At 73.2% G+C, this 13,562-nt stretch carries 14 protein-coding genes; 6 read left to right on the top strand and 8 right to left on the bottom strand.

Going from position 1 to position 13,562, the window contains the following annotated elements; all coding sequences use genetic code 11:
• Positions 1–2: 2 nt before the first annotated feature.
• From JQN83_RS03340 to paaA, 5 genes are read right to left on the bottom strand one after another with little or no spacing between them, the layout of a single operon-like run.
• On the bottom strand, positions 3–1,205 hold the full coding sequence (locus JQN83_RS03340; protein ID WP_208565504.1) for a 2Fe-2S iron-sulfur cluster-binding protein: 1,203 nt from the start codon (positions 1,203–1,205) through the stop codon (positions 3–5).
• Positions 1,202–1,714, bottom strand: coding sequence for a 1,2-phenylacetyl-CoA epoxidase subunit PaaD (gene paaD, locus JQN83_RS03335; protein ID WP_208565503.1), 513 nt, complete (start codon positions 1,712–1,714; stop codon positions 1,202–1,204). The genes JQN83_RS03340 and paaD overlap by 4 nt, the downstream gene beginning before the upstream one ends.
• A gap of 19 nt (positions 1,715–1,733) precedes the next feature.
• Positions 1,734–2,465 (bottom strand): 1,2-phenylacetyl-CoA epoxidase subunit PaaC, encoded by a 732-nt coding sequence (gene paaC, locus JQN83_RS03330; protein ID WP_208565502.1) that lies wholly within the window; start codon positions 2,463–2,465, stop codon positions 1,734–1,736.
• The gene (gene paaB, locus JQN83_RS03325) at positions 2,462–2,773 is read right to left on the bottom strand and encodes a 1,2-phenylacetyl-CoA epoxidase subunit PaaB (RefSeq protein ID WP_208565501.1); all 312 of its coding nucleotides are present in this window, start codon (positions 2,771–2,773) and stop codon (positions 2,462–2,464) included. Before paaB ends, paaC begins: the two co-directional genes overlap by 4 nt.
• A complete protein-coding gene (gene paaA / locus JQN83_RS03320; protein ID WP_208565500.1) occupies positions 2,770–3,843 on the bottom strand; it encodes a 1,2-phenylacetyl-CoA epoxidase subunit PaaA in 1,074 nt (357 codons plus the stop codon). The genes paaB and paaA overlap by 4 nt, the downstream gene beginning before the upstream one ends.
• Before the next feature lie 368 nt (positions 3,844–4,211).
• Between paaA and JQN83_RS03315 the strand changes: the two genes are divergently transcribed.
• Both JQN83_RS03315 and JQN83_RS03310 read left to right on the top strand, forming a co-directional pair.
• A complete protein-coding gene (locus JQN83_RS03315; protein WP_208565499.1) occupies positions 4,212–5,195 on the top strand; it encodes a hypothetical protein in 984 nt (327 codons plus the stop codon).
• Positions 5,195–6,151 carry a serine hydrolase gene (locus JQN83_RS03310; protein ID WP_208565498.1) on the top strand — a complete coding sequence of 319 codons (957 nt, stop codon included), beginning with the start codon at positions 5,195–5,197 and terminating at the stop codon, positions 6,149–6,151. Before JQN83_RS03315 ends, JQN83_RS03310 begins: the two co-directional genes overlap by 1 nt.
• Positions 6,152–6,177: 26 nt before the next feature.
• Here the strand turns inward: JQN83_RS03310 and JQN83_RS03305 are convergent, their stop codons facing one another.
• The 3 genes from JQN83_RS03305 to JQN83_RS03295 form a co-directional block, all read right to left on the bottom strand.
• Positions 6,178–7,029, bottom strand: a complete 852-nt coding sequence (locus tag JQN83_RS03305; RefSeq protein ID WP_208565497.1) for a menaquinone biosynthetic enzyme MqnA/MqnD family protein — start codon at positions 7,027–7,029, stop codon at positions 6,178–6,180.
• Between the two features lie 56 nt (positions 7,030–7,085).
• Complete coding sequence (locus JQN83_RS03300; protein WP_208565496.1) at positions 7,086–8,402, bottom strand: MFS transporter; 1,317 nt, start codon at positions 8,400–8,402, stop codon at positions 7,086–7,088.
• Positions 8,403–8,557: 155 nt separating this feature from the next.
• Positions 8,558–9,139 carry an ArsR/SmtB family transcription factor gene (locus tag JQN83_RS03295; protein WP_208565495.1) on the bottom strand — a complete coding sequence of 194 codons (582 nt, stop codon included), beginning with the start codon at positions 9,137–9,139 and terminating at the stop codon, positions 8,558–8,560.
• A 211-nt stretch (positions 9,140–9,350) separates the two neighbouring features.
• Between JQN83_RS03295 and JQN83_RS03290 the strand changes: the two genes are divergently transcribed.
• The 4 genes from JQN83_RS03290 to JQN83_RS03275 all read left to right on the top strand — a co-directional run bounded on the left by JQN83_RS03290 (position 9,351) and on the right by JQN83_RS03275 (position 13,556).
• Positions 9,351–11,423 carry a HelD family protein gene (locus JQN83_RS03290; RefSeq protein WP_208565494.1) on the top strand — a complete coding sequence of 691 codons (2,073 nt, stop codon included), beginning with the start codon at positions 9,351–9,353 and terminating at the stop codon, positions 11,421–11,423.
• 257 nt (positions 11,424–11,680) lie between these two features.
• Positions 11,681–12,310 (top strand): transporter, encoded by a 630-nt coding sequence (locus JQN83_RS03285; RefSeq protein ID WP_208565493.1) that lies wholly within the window; start codon positions 11,681–11,683, stop codon positions 12,308–12,310.
• Positions 12,307–12,618, top strand: coding sequence for a winged helix-turn-helix domain-containing protein (locus JQN83_RS03280; RefSeq protein ID WP_208565492.1), 312 nt, complete (start codon positions 12,307–12,309; stop codon positions 12,616–12,618). Before JQN83_RS03285 ends, JQN83_RS03280 begins: the two co-directional genes overlap by 4 nt.
• Positions 12,615–13,556: an ABC transporter ATP-binding protein gene (locus JQN83_RS03275; protein WP_208565491.1), complete on the top strand. Its 942-nt coding sequence runs from the start codon at positions 12,615–12,617 to the stop codon at positions 13,554–13,556. Before JQN83_RS03280 ends, JQN83_RS03275 begins: the two co-directional genes overlap by 4 nt.
• Positions 13,557–13,562 lie beyond the last annotated feature (6 nt).

Below are 13,562 nucleotides of genomic sequence, written 5' to 3'. Positions count from 1 at the left end.
GGCTAGCCGTCGTAGTCGACCGTCAGGGTGTCGGTGGTCGGGCTGGACTGACAGGTCAACACGTACCCGGCGGCCACCTCGTCCGGCTCCAGGGCGTAGTTGCGGGCCATCGTCACCGCGCCGGAGACCACCTTCGCCCGGCAGGTCGAGCAGACCCCACCCTTGCACGCGTACGGCAGCTCGCCGCGCACCTTGAGCGCCGCGTCCAGCACCCGCTCGTCGCGGCCCATGGTGAACCGGGACGACCGGCCGTCCAGCACGATGGTCACCTCCGCGCCACCGGTCGACTCGCCCGTCCGGCGCACCGGCTCGGGTGGGGTGTCGACGTGGAACAGTTCGGTGTGCACCGCCGACTCGGGCAGGCCCCGGCCGGTCAGCACCGCCTTCGCGTCCAGCACCAACTGGTAGGGGCCGCAGAGGAACCACTCGGCGATCGCGTCGCCGGGCACGATGGTGTCCAGCAGCCGGGTCAGCCGGTCGGCGTCGATCCGGCCGGACAGCAACGGCGACTCACCCGGCTCCCGGGACAGCACGTGCACCAGGTGCAGCCGGGTCGGGTAGCGGTCCTTCAGGTCGGCCAGCTCCTCGGCGAACATCACCGTGTTGGCCGTGCGGTTGCCGTACACCAGGGTGAAGGTGCTGGCCGGCTCGACGGCCAGGGCCGTCGCGACCAGCGCGAGCACCGGGGTGATGCCGGAGCCGGCGACCACCGCGCCGTAGTGGCGCACCCGGTCCGGCGCGAACGCGGTGGTGAAGTGTCCCAGCGGGGGCAGCACGTCGACGGTGTCGCCGTGCCGCAGCGCGCCGCAGGCGTAGCTGGAGAACGCGCCGCCGGGGATCTCCCGCACCCCGATCCGCAACCGGCCGTGCCGGGCCAGCTCCTCGGGTGTGGAGCAGATCGAGTACGACCGCCGCACGTCCGCACCGGCGGCACCAGCGGCACCGGCCGCAGCCGGCCCACCTTCGACACCCGGCCCGTCGACCGCACCGGACGGCACGGTGACGGCGGTGTCGGCCGACCCGGCAACGGCGGGCAGGCGGACGGTCAGGTGCTGGCCGGCGGCGAACGCGAACGTCGCCCGCAGCTCCTCGGGCACCGCGAAGGTGATCGCCACGGCGTCGTCGGTGAGCCGGTCGACGGCGGCGACCGCCAGCGGGTGGAAAGCCGGCCGGCGGCGGACCGGGCGGGTGATGGTGACAGTCACAGCGCCTTCAGGTGGTCGAAGGGTTCGGAGCAGGAACGGCAGCGCCAGAGCGCCTTGCACGCGGTGGAGCCGAACCGGCTGACCTGCTCCGTCTCCGGTGATCCGCAGCGCGGGCAGCGGACGGCCAGGGTCAGCGGCACCACCCCGGGTGGGCGGCCGGACCCCGGCGCGGGCGACGGGCCCGCCGTACCGGCCGGAGCCGGCGGGGCGATGCCGGCGGCGGCGAGCTTGGCCCGGCCACCCTCGGAGATCCAGTCGGTGCTCCAGGCCGGGCTGAAGACCGTCCGGACCTCGGCGTCGGGATGCCCGGCGACTGCCAGGGCCCGCCGGATGTCGGCCCGGATCACGTCCATCGCCGGGCAGCCGGTGTAGGTGGGGGTGATCGTGACGAGCACCCGGCCGGTGGTCGGGTCCTCGTCGACCGCCCGCAGGATGCCCAGCTCGTCGATGGTGATCACCCGGATCTCCGGGTCCACCACCGCCGCCACGGCCGTCCTGGGGTCGGTCACCGGTGCCACCCGGGCCGGCTCACCACTGCGCCCCGGGGTGGGCGCGGTGCAGCACCTGCATCTCGGCCAGCAGGAAGGACAGGTGCTCGGTGTGTACCCCGTCGCGGCCACCGCCCGGCGTCCAGCCGGTCGCCGGGCGGGTCAGGGTGGCCTCGGCCAGCACCGGGTGCACCACGGCGTCGAAGTCGGCCCGCAGGCCGGCCGGGTCGACCGGGGCCGCCGGGTCCGCCGTGAACAGCTCATGGTGGTACGGCCAGAGCTGGTCCACCGCAGCCTGGGCCCGACGGTGCGACTCGTCGGTGCCGTCGCCGAGCCGCTTCACCCACAACGCGGCGTGGTCCAGATGGTAGGCGGACTCCTTGCGGGCCTTGGCCCCGATCGCGGCGAGCCGCTCGTCGGCGCACCCGGCCAACGCGGTGTAGAGCGGCACCTGGTAGGCCGCGAGCAGCAGCAGCTTCACCATGGTCACCGCGAAGTCGCCGTTGGGCAGTTCGACCAGCAGACAGTTGCGGAACTCCCGGTCGTCGCGCAGGAACGCCAACGCGTCCTCGTCCCGGCCGGCGCCCTCCAGCTCACCCGCGTACGACAGCAGGAGGCGGGCCGCGCCGAGCTGGTCGAGGGCGATGTTGGCCAGCGCGATGTCCTCCTCCATCTCGGGGGCGCGGGTGGCCCACTCGCCGAGCCGCTGGGCGGCCACCAGCGCGTCGTCGCCGAGGGCGAGGGCGAGGGTGAAGTCGAGAGGACCCTTCACAGGTGGTCCACCCCGTCCGGCACCTCGTAGAAGGTGGGGTGGCGGTAGACCTTGTCGGCGGCCGGGTCGAAGAAGGCGTCCTTCTCGTCGGGGCTGGACGCGGTGATCGCGCCGGCCGGCACCACCCAGATGGAGACGCCCTCCTGCCGGCGGGTGTAGAGGTCCCGGGCGTTGCGCAGGGCCAGCTCGGCGTCGGGGGCGTGCAGGCTGCCGACGTGGGTGTGTGACAACCCACGTCGGGCCCGGACGAAGACCTCCCACAGCGGCGAGGTCACCGGGGTCCGGGGCGGTTCACCGGGCGTGCTCACGCGGCCACCTTCTCCCGTTGCGACTCGGCCCGCTGCTTCGCCGCGTACGCCGTGGCCGCCTCACGTACCCACGCGCCGTCGGCGTGCGCGCGGCGGCGGTGTTCCATCCGCTGCCGGTTGCACGGACCCTCCCCCTTGATCACCCGCATCAGCTCGTCGTAGTCCGGCTGGGTGAAGTCGTACGCCTGCCGCTCCTCGTTCCAGCGCAGGTCGGGGTCGGGGATGGTGAGGCCGAGGATCTCCGCCTGCTGCACGCACATGTCGACGAAGCGCTGCCGCAGCTCGTCGTTGGAGAACCGCTTGATCTTCCAGGCCATCGACTGGGCGGAGTGGGTGGAGTCACCGTCCGGCGGGCCGAACATCGCCAGTGACGGGTACCACCAGCGGTCGAGCGCGTCCTGCGCCATCGCCCGCTGCGCCGGGGTGCCGTGCGACAGGGTGTGCAGGATCTCGAAGCCCTGCCGCTGGTGGAAGGACTCCTCCTTGCAGACCCGGATCATCGCCCGCGCGTACGGGCCGTAGGAGCAGCGGCACAGCGGGACCTGGTTGACGATCGCCGCGCCGTCCACCAGCCAGCCGATCGCGCCCACGTCGGCCCAGGTGAGGGTGGGGTAGTTGAAGATCGAGCTGTACTTCTGCCGGCCGTCGAGCAGCAGCTCGACCAGCTCGTCCCGGCTGACGCCCAGGGTCTCGGCGGCGGCGTAGAGGTAGAGCCCGTGGCCGGCCTCGTCCTGCACCTTGGCCAGCAGGATGGCCTTGCGTTTGAGGGAGGGGGCCCGGCTGATCCAGTTCCCCTCCGGCTGCATGCCGATGATCTCCGAGTGGGCGTGCTGGGCGATCTGCCGGACCAGGGTCCGCCGGTAGGCGTCGGGCATCCAGTCGCGGGGTTCGATCTTCTGATCGGCGTCGATCACGTCGGCGAAGTACGCCGCCGGATCCTCGCCGGGCGCGGCGGCACCCTCCCGGCTGCGGGCCGCCGCCTCACGCAGCGCCACCTCGGCGGCCTCGACCTGACCGAGCAGGCCACCGCCGGGCGCGTCCTCCTGCGGGACGAAGTCGTTGCCATACATTCGCCAAGTGTTACAGCTCGCCGCCCATGGCACCAGAGGGTGTAACAGGATTTGAGTAGCGGCTTCCGTTACCAGGCGGATGCGCTCGGTCGACACCAGGACACCTGCTCGGATATGACTTGAGTCACTGATCAAAGATGAATAGCCACAAGGGGCACAAACCGTGCCTATATCTCGACTTCCCGGCAGTTTGCCGTGCGTCGGATTCTGGCGAGTCGGCTGTCCGGACGTAGACTTCCCCGGTCACCACCGATCGGCTACCGACGATCGCCAGCGAGACACAGGCCACTCCCCCGGCCTCGGCGGTCGAGCCGACACCCGCGGAAGCAGCCGGTCCCCCCGGCCTGACATCTGGAGTTCACCCACGCATGCGATCTCGCGTGATCATGGTGCTCGCCGTTATGGCGGTGCTGCTCGGCACCGGCCTGCTGGTGCCGACCGCCTACGCCAAGCTCGCCGGCGACGACCCGACCGGCGGCACCGGCGGCGGCACGGCGGAGAAGGTGCCCGCGCCCGCACCCACCGCGCCACCGGCGCCCACCCTGGCCGGCGCCCCGGTCTCGGTGAACTTCACGGGGGAGTTCTTCGCCTGGGCCCTGCAGGACCGCAAGACCGGTCAGCTCTCCGGCTCGAAGAACATGACCTCGACCAGCTCCACCGAGTCGATGCTCAAGGTCTGGATCGTCTCCGACTACCTGCGCGAGCTCGGCGACGAGAAACCGCCGGCATCGATGTTGAAGAACGCGAGCCTGGCCATCCGGGATAGCAACGACGACGCCACCAACCGGATCTATGCGAAGTCGGGCGGCTCGTACCGGGCGCTGAGAAACGGTCAGCCCGGCCCGGTGCTCAAGCGGGCGATCAACATCTGCGGCCTCAAGGACACCAGGCCCGGCAACGTCCCCGGCTACGAGGGCTGGTGGAGCTTCACCCGGATGTCCCCCCGCGACGCCGCCCGGCTCGGTGACTGCATCGCCGACGGCACGGCCGCCGGCCCCCACTGGACCAAGTGGGTGCTCAACGAGATGGCCCAGGTCCGGGGCAGCGTGAGCAAGCAGATGGCCCGCTCCGGCGGCGGCCGCTGGGGCATCATCGACGGCCTGCCCGACGAGATCACCAAGCAGGGCCCGGTCGCGATGAAGAACGGCTGGACCCCCCTCAGCTACGACAGGAACTGGCACGTGAGCTGCCTCGCCGTCACCGACAAGTGGAGCCTCGCCGTGATGATGCGCTACTCGATCAAACAGCCGTTGAGTTACGGCGCCAAGGTGTGCGCCAGCGTCGCCACCCAACTGGTCACCCCGCAGCCCGGCGCCGCGCTCAAGGTGCCGCAGCCGGTCGGGAAGCTCTGATGGCGGGCAGCCGGCGGAGCAACCGCCGTGGTCGGCACGACAGCCAGCCGGTGAAGCTGATCGCCGTGGCCGCGATCCTGGTCGGCCTGGTGCTGGTCTCGCTGCGGCTGCTGCCCGGCTCGCCGCTGGAATCCACCGCCGCCTCGCACTGGGGTGACTCGTCCGCCGCACCCCGCTCCGACGGGGCAGCCGACCGGCACAACCGCCCCAACCTGCCCACCCCGGCACCGTCCTCGACCCGTTCGCTGACGCCGCTGCCCTTCGCCGACCGGGACCTCGACCTCAACCTCCAGGGCTGGTACTCCTGGAGCGTGCTGGACCGCCGCACCGGCAAGATCATCGGCTCGGACAACATGGGCGAGACCAGCACCACCGCCTCGCTGATCAAGTCGTGGATCGTCGCCGACTACCTGCGCCGGGCCGCCGACGCCGGGCAGACCCCGAGCGACGCCAAGCTCGCCGACGCCACCCGGATCATCCGGGACAGCGACAACACCCGGGCCGAGCAGTTCTACAACGGTGTCGGCCGGTCGGCCTCGATCAAGCGGCTGATCTCGATCTGCAAGCTCACCGACAGCAGCGTGTCCGCCGACGGTGGCTGGAGCCGGACCAACCTCTCCCCCCGCGACACCGCCCGCCTCGGCAACTGCATCGCCGACGGCCGCGCCGCCGGCCCCACGTGGACCAAGTGGCTGCTCAACGAGATGAAGCTGGTTCGGGGCTCGGGCGACTTCGGCATCCGCAAGGCGTTCCCGGCGGCCGAGCAGAAGAAGATCGCCATCAAGAACGGCTGGATCGACCGGACCCGCGAGCAGGAGATGCACATCAACTGCCTGGCCATCGGCGACACCTGGACGATGGGCGTGATGGTCCGCTACCCGATCAACCTGGGCTACGAATACGGCATGAAGAACTGCCAGAAGATCACCGAGGCGCTGCTCCAACCCGCCACCTGACCGGGGGCGGTCCGGGGCCGGTGCGCTCAGCCGGCGAAGAACTCCGGGCCGCCGTCGGGCAGGGCGGGGGCCTCGCCGGTCGCCGCCGCCCGACGGGCGAACTCGCGCAGGCCGGCGACCTGCCGCGCGCCCAACGAGAAGTCGAGGGCACGGAAGTACGTGGCCAGCGTCGCCGCGTCGAACGGCTCCCACCGGGCCGCCGCCTCGGCCACCTGGTCCAGCTCGGCCAGGCACAGGTCACGGGACCGCAGGAACGCCTCGTGCACCTCCTTGACCAGGCCCGGGTGGGCGGCGGCGAATTCCCGGCGGACCGCCCAGACGGCGAAGACCATCGGCAGCCCGGTCCATTCCCGCCACGCCTGCCCGAGGTCGGTCACCGCCAACCCCCGACGGGGCGCCTCGTAGAGGGCGCGTAGCGCCACGTCACCGATGAGCACCCCGGCGTCGGCCTCCAGCAGCATCTGGGTCAGGTCCGGCGGGCAGCGGAAGTACTCCGGGTGGACGCCGTACCGGTCGGCGAGCAGGAGCTGGGCCAGCAGCACCCCGGTACGCGAGGTCGAGCCGAGGGCGACCCGCCCGCCGTCCAGCTCGGCCAGCGGCCTGGTGGAGACCACGTTGACCGAGAGCACCGGCCCGTCGCTGCCCACCGCGAGGTCCGGCAGGAGCAGCAGCTCGTCGGCGTGCCGCAGGTATTCCACCTGGGAGATCGGGCCGATGTCCAGGTCACCGGCGACCAGCGCGGCGCTGAGCCGGTCCGGCGAGTCCTTGTGCAGGTCGACGTCGAGCAGCGCGCCGGAGCGCATCAGCCCCCAGTAGATCGGCAGGCAGTTGAGGAACTGGATGTGCCCGACCCGGGGACGTGCCACGCGCTCAGCCATGACCCGACCGTATCCCCGCCGGTCCGGGGCGGCTCATCGGGAGGCCCGGGGAGTGGTCAACCCCGCACCGTCTCCCCTCGTCGGAGGGCCTGCCCCGACCGGGGGGGCGGTCCGGCGGCCTCCGACAGCGGCGGCCCGTCCCCGCTCCACGTCGGTGTGCCCGGGCCGGAGCGGGAGTGACGCACCGCCCGGGTGACCACCGGCACGAATGCCAGCACCACCAGCAGGCCGGCGATCCCGGCGGCGGCGATCAGCGGGCGCGGTGGGAGCACCGCCAGCAACGCGCCGCCGATCAGGTAGCCGGCCATCGAGCCGCCCTGGACCGCCGCGCCGATGACGGCGTACGCGCGGGCGCGCAGCGGCTCGGGCACCCGCCGGGCGGTCAGCACGTTGGCGAAGACGTTGTCACCGCCGTTGGCCGCGCCGCCGATCAGCCAGAGCGGCACCAGCAGCGCCGCCGTCGGGACGGTCGCCGCGAGCACCACGACCAGGCTGCACCCGGCGAGCGTGGCGAGCACCCCGTGGACCAGCGCGCCGTCGTCGGTGAGCCGGCGGGCCACCCGGGCGGCCAGCCAGCTGCCGGGCAGCATGCCGGCCATCCAGGCCGCCCCGACCAGGCCGTAGACGGTGGCCGAGGAGTCCAGCGTCTCCCGGATGAAGAACACCTCGATCACGTTGATGCCGCCGATCGCGGTGATCACCGCCGCCGTGCTGACCACCAGGGCGAGCATCAGCGGGTCCGCGCGCAGCCGCCAGGTCGGGGCGGGACCGGTGCCGACGGTCGCGGTCACCGCCCGCCGGCCGCCCCGCCGGGTGCGCAGCGCCAGGCCCGCGCCGACCAGCGCCAGGTAGCTGACGGCATCCAACAGCAGCGGTACGCGGGTGCCGAACTCCCCGACCAGCAGCCCGGCGAGCACCGGCCCGGCGAGTGCGCCGAGCGAGCCGGCGGTCTGGCTGACGGCGCTGGCCCGGGGCAGGTCGCCGGGGCGGACCATCGCCGGCAGCAGCGCCGCCAGGCAGGGCTGGGTGACGGCGAGCCCGCAGGCGAGCAGGGCGACCAGGCCGATGACGACCACCGGTTGCGTGGCGAAGGCGAGCAGGACGCAGATCACCGCCTGGATCGACCCGACGGTGACCAGCAGGGTACGACTGTCGACCCGGTCGGCGAGCCGGCCGGCCAGCGGCGCGCAGAGCACCAGCGGCAGGGTGGCCGCCAGTAGCAGTCCGGAGACGGCCAGGCCGCTCGCCCCGGCGGACTGGAGGGCCAGCGCCAGCGCGGTGGCGGCGAGGAAGTCCCCGCAGATGGTGGTGCCGCGGGCGGTGGCGGCGATCCAGACGTCGGACCAGCGCGACCCGCCAGTTGTGAAGGACATACTTCGAAAATAGTCCTTCACAACTGGTCGAAGCAACCCCTACCCGTGGCTGATCAACTCCTTGTCATCGATGTAGCGGTATTCGACGGCCCTGACACCGCCACGTCAGCGTCACAGCGACTACGCACCTGACCGGGGGCGGGACAGGGGCGGGTCTAGAGCGGGATCGTGCGGTACTGGGCCGCGACGACGCGGGCGTCGGCCGGTGGATCGACCAGCCGGTTGCGCTGCCGGTACGGCTCGAACAACGCCATCACCGCGTCGTTCAGCCCGGCCAGCTCCTCGGCGGTGAGCAGCAGCAACGAGTCACTGAACAGGGCACCGCGATACCACTCGGCGGGCTCGTCGGCAGCGTGCCGCAGCCAGGTCCGCATCCGCTCGGCGTCCCGCGCGGAGTGCGCCTCGACCAGGGCCTGTTCGGCGGCCCGCGCCTCCGGGCCGGCCCCCTGTCCGGCCTCGACCAGCCAGCTCTGGCTGAACGCGCGCCACACCCGCTCCCGCGCGTCACCCCGGCTGGGTGCCTGCTCGACCAGGCCGAACTTCGCCAACGCCCGCAGGTGGTAGCTGGTCGCACTCGGCGACAACCCGGCGATCTCGGCCAACTCGGTGGCCGTCCCGCCCCCCGCACGCGTGCTCAGATGCTCCATGATCGCGATCCGGGCCGGGTGGGCCAGCGCCCGCATCACCTGCGGGTCGCTGATCGTCATCCGGCGCGGCTCGGGGTGCGGCTCGGTCATGACCCCATGATCCCGCCTGCCCGGGACCCCGGCCAGCAACCGGCCGCCACACCGGGGCGGGGAATTGGGTGGAGTGGAGGCTGGGCGGCGCGTAGGCTGATTGACCGCTCGACGGCCGTGGTGAGGTAGCCACCGCAGCGGACGTCCCCACGCGCCAAGGACCTGTCCTGGATACGCGGGCGAGCCGATCGAGACCGCCAAGAGGATCACCGTGCCCGCAACCGACGAACGCGGCAGGACCCACCCCGAACCCACCCGCCTCGAAACGGAACTCAGCGCCGAGCAGGCCCACCTGGAGACCTCCCGGCAGGCCCTCCGCCGGATGCGGGAACGCGCCCAGTCGCTCTTCGCCACCGGTGACAAGGTCGCCGGGGACGCGTACACCGCCGAGCAGCTCGGCCGGCACCTGGCCCGGCGGGTCGCCGAACTGGCCGACGACCCGACCACCGCGTTGTTCTTCGGCCGGCTGGACTTCGGCCCCACCGACCCCGAGCACGCCGGCCGGGGCTACCACGTCGGCCGGCGGCACGTCACCGACGAGCGGGGCGAGCCGCTGGTGCTGGACTGGCGGGCCCCGGTGTCCCGCTCGTTCTACCGGGCCAGCGCCCGCGACCCGCAGGGCGTCGCGGTACGACGGCGGTTCGGGTTCAGTGCCGGGGCGCTGACCAGCTTCGAGGACGAGCACCTGGACCGGGGCGAGGAGCTGGGCACCACCAGCCGCATCCTCACCGCCGAGATCGAACGCCCCCGGGTCGGGCCGATGCGCGACATCGTCGCCACCATCCAGCCCGAACAGGACGAGCTGGTCCGGGCGGACCTGGCCGACTCGATCTGCGTGCAGGGCGCCCCGGGCACCGGCAAGACGGCGGTCGGGCTGCACCGGGCGGCGTACCTGCTCTATCTGCACCGGGAGCGGCTGCGCCGCGCCGGGGTGCTGATCGTCGGCCCGAACCGGGCGTTCCTGTCGTACATCGCGGCGGTGCTGCCCGCCCTCGGCGAGGTCGAGGTGGCCCAGGCCACCGTGGAGGACCTGGTCGCCCGGGTGCCCGTCCGGGCGGTCGACGACCCGGCGGTGGCCGCCCTCAAGCACGACCCCCGGATGGCCGAGGTGCTCCGCCGCGCCGCAGCCGCCCGGATCACCGCCCCCACCGAACCGATCATGGTGTCGGACGGGTCGTTCCGCTGGCGGATCGGCCTGGACCCGCTGCACCGGGTGATCGAGGAGACCCGCCGGGAGGGCCTGCCGTACGACACCGGGCGGGAGCGGGTCCGGGCCCGGGTGGTGGGGTTGCTGCAACGCCAGGCCGAGGCCCGCCGGGCCGAGTCGCCGGGGGACGCCTGGCTGCGCCGGATGGGGAAGTCCCGACCGGTGACCGCCTTCCTCGACGCGGCGTGGCCGGCGCTGACCCCGGAGGGGCTGGTGCACTCCCTGCTCGCCGATCCGGGCCTGCTGGCCGCCGCCGCCGACGGCCTGCTCACCCCCGCCGAGCAGGCCCTGTTGCACGGCACGAAGCTGGGCCGGACGCCGAAGGCGACCCGGTGGACCGCCGCAGACACGGTGCTGATCGACGAGGCGGCCGGGCTGATCGAACGGGCCGCCGGGTTCGGGCACGTGGTGGTCGACGAGGCGCAGGACCTCTCCCCGATGCAGTGCCGGGCCATCGCCCGACGCAGTGAGCACGGCTCGATCACCCTGCTCGGCGACCTGGCCCAGGGCACTGCGCCGTGGGCCGCCACCGACTGGCGCGACTCCCTGGCCCACCTGGGCAAGCCGGACGCGGTGGTGGTGCCGCTGACAGTGGGTTTCCGGGTGCCCGCCGTGGTGGTCGCGTTCGCCAACCGGCTGCTGCCGGAGTTGGCGGTCGACGTACCCCCGGCGGTGTCGTTGCGGCGTGACGGGGCGCTCGACGTGCGTACCGTGGCCGATCTGGCGGCGGCGACGGTGACCGAGGTGCGCGCGGCGCTCGGGCACGACGGCTCGGTCGGGGTGATCGCCGCCGACGACGCGGTGGACGGGCTGCGTGCGGCCCTCGCCGCCGCCGGGGTGCCGACCGCGACCGCCGACGACCCGACGGCCTCGGCGCGGGTCACCGTGGTCCCCGCGACCCTGGTCAAGGGCCTGGAGTACGACCACGTGGTGGTCGTGGAGCCGGCCGCGATCGTGGCCGCCGAGCCGCGCGGCCTGCACCGCCTCTATGTGGCGCTGACCCGGGCCGTGTCCGGGCTGTCGGTGCTGCACACCGCTCCGCTGCCCGGCCCGCTCGCCGAACCACCGACGCCCTGACCCCGACCGGCGGAGCCGACCACCGCCGGTGGCTGACCCCGACCGGCGGAGCCGACCACGGCCGGTGGCCGACCCCGACCGGCGGAGCCGACCACCGCCGGTGGCCGACCCCGGCCGGTGGCGAGGGTGAGGGCCGCCCGGCCGGGCATCCTCCGCCGTGCCGCCGGTGGTGCTGCCACCGCACCGGGTGGAACAGCCGCTGTCCGGTGGGCGACCCGGCCCACCACCCCTCGACTTTGTGTTTTAAAGTAGTTTGCATGACCCCCGATGACGAGGCCGCCCCGCTCGACGCCGCCGAGGCGATGCGGCTGATCCGCGAGCAGCAGGCCAGCACGGTCCAACGGCTCGAACCCGACCCCCGGGTGCACTACTGGCCCTGGGGATTCGCCTGGCTGATCGGCTTCGGGGTCTACTTCCTGCGGTTCTCCCCCGACGGGCGCACCCTCGTCGACATGCCGGCCTGGCTGCCGCTGACCCTGCTGTTCGTGCTGCTCGCCGCCGCCGCGGTGGTCTTCGGAGTGGGCAGCGCCCGCGCCTACCGGCACGTCGCGGGCGAGTCCGCGCAGCGCGGCAGGTGGTACGGCACGGCCTGGGGCCTCGGGTTCTTCAGCCTGTCCGTGGTGATCGGCCGGGTCACCGACAGCCTGCCGCCCGATCTCGCCGGGCTGCTCTGGTCGGCCCTGTCGGTGGGGCTGACCGGCGCCCTGCACATGGCCGGCGGGGCGATCTGGCTCGACCGCACCCTGTTCCGCCTCGGCGTCTGGCTCACCGCCGTCAACATCGTCGGCGTCATCGCCGGCCCCGGCTGGCACGCGCTGGTGGTCTCGGTGGCCGGTGGCGGTGGACTGCTGGTGGCCGGCGCGCTCGCCCGGCGGCGGCACGGATGACCGAACTCGACCCGGTCATCCACGCCCAGGCCCGCCTGCGGGTGGTGGTCACCCTCGCCACCCTGGCCGACGGCGACCGGATCACCTTCCCCCGCCTCCAGGAACTACTCACGATGACCGCCGGCAACCTCTCCGTCCACCTGCGCAAGCTGGAGGACGCCGGCTACGTCGAGATCGACAAGACCCACCGCGGACGCACCCCGACCACCCTGGTCCGGCTCAGCCGGCGCGGGCGGCGGGCCTTCGAGGAATACACCGAGAACATCCGCGCCCTGCTCGACCCGCCCGCCCCCAGGGAGACCCGATGATCCTCGCCCACGCCGACCAGGCCACCCGCCGGTACGGCGACGTCCTCGCCCTCGACCGGGTCGACCTGACCGTCTCCGCCGGAGAACTCGTCGGCCTGCTCGGGCCGAACGGCGCCGGCAAGAGCACCCTGATCAACATGCTGGTCGGGCTACGCCGGCCCAGCGCCGGCCGGGTCGAACTCTTCGGCGGCGACCCCCGCCAGCCGGCCTCCCGGCGGCAACTCGGCGTCACCCCGCAGGAGACCGGCCTGCCCGGCACCCTCCGGGTCAGCGAGGTGGTCGACTTCGTCGCCGCGCACTTCCCCGACCCAGTGCCCCGGGGCGAACTGCTCGACCGGTTCGGCCTCACCGACCAGGCGAAACGACAGACCGGCGGGCTCTCCGGGGGGCAACGGCGACGGCTCGCCGTCGCGCTGGCCTTCGTCGGCCGGCCCCGGCTGGTCGTCCTCGACGAACCCACCACCGGGCTCGACGTCGAGGCCCGGCACACCCTGTGGGAGGCCATCCGGTCGTTCCACGCCGACGGCGGAACGGTGCTGCTGAGCAGCCACTACCTCGAAGAGGTGGAGGCGTTGGCGCAGCGGGTCGTGGTGCTCGGGCAGGGCCGGGTGCTCGCCGACGACACCGTCGGCGCGATCCGGGACATCGTCGGTGTCCGCCGGGTCAGCCTGGCCGCCGACGACCTGCCCGCGCTGCCCGGCGTGGTCGCCACCGAGCACACCGACGGGCGTACCCACCTGCTCACCACCGACGCCGACCAACTGGTCCGCGACCTGGTCACCGCCGGGGTGGCGTTCCGTGACCTGGAGGTCCGCCCCACCTCGTTGGAGGAGGCGTTCCTCACCATCACCGCCGCCGACCCGACCCGGACCACCGCCGACCCGGCCGGGACCGGCACCGCCACCAGCGCCGCCGTCGGCGGCCGACCCACCGCCTGAGGAGTC

Source organism: Micromonospora antibiotica (assembly GCF_017599305.1).
In the GTDB taxonomy this organism is placed as follows: domain Bacteria; phylum Actinomycetota; class Actinomycetes; order Mycobacteriales; family Micromonosporaceae; genus Micromonospora; species Micromonospora antibiotica.
This window is presented reverse-complemented; position numbering and strand designations above follow the sequence as displayed.